General features: G+C 48.9%; 1 tRNA gene and 1 rRNA gene. Both read left to right on the forward strand.

Annotated features, from left to right (window positions below):
- The first annotated feature begins 50 nt into the window (after window positions 1–50).
- Window positions 51–126, forward strand: a tRNA-Glu gene (locus MUA00_RS00205).
- 256 nt (window positions 127–382) lie between these two features.
- Window positions 383–479: ribosomal RNA gene (locus MUA00_RS00210) — 23S ribosomal RNA — on the forward strand; the annotation flags it as partial.

The following is a 479-nucleotide window of genomic DNA, read 5'->3' on the forward strand; positions in this document are numbered from 1 at the left end:
TTGTCTGATAGAAGTAAAGAAGCAAGGCGTCTTGCGAGTGAGACTTAAGTGTCCCCTTCGTCTAGAGGCCCAGGACACCGCCCTTTCACGGCGGTAACAGGGGTTCGAATCCCCTAGGGGACGCCACGCGTAAACTGTGAGATTCAAACCTCCAGGGGACGCCACTTGCTGGTCTGTGAGTGAAAGTCGCCGACAACCATATCTTAAAGATGACTTGCGAGTCATGTTTAAGATATTGCTCTTTAAAAATCCGGAACAAGCTGAAAATTGAAACGACACACTGTTTCCTTTCTCCGTAATAAGAAAGGAAGATACGGTGTGTTCGAGTCTCTCAAATTTTCACAATCACGATTGTGTCTCACGAGACACCTTCGGGTTGTGAGGTTAAGCGACTAAGCGTACACGGTGGATGCCCTGGCAGTCAGAGGCGATGAAGGACGTGCTAATCTGCGATAAGCGCCGGTAAGGTGATATGAACC

Origin of the sequence: Dryocola boscaweniae, assembly GCF_025215095.1 — a bacterium.
In the GTDB taxonomy this organism is placed as follows: Bacteria; Pseudomonadota; Gammaproteobacteria; order Enterobacterales; family Enterobacteriaceae; genus Dryocola; species Dryocola boscaweniae.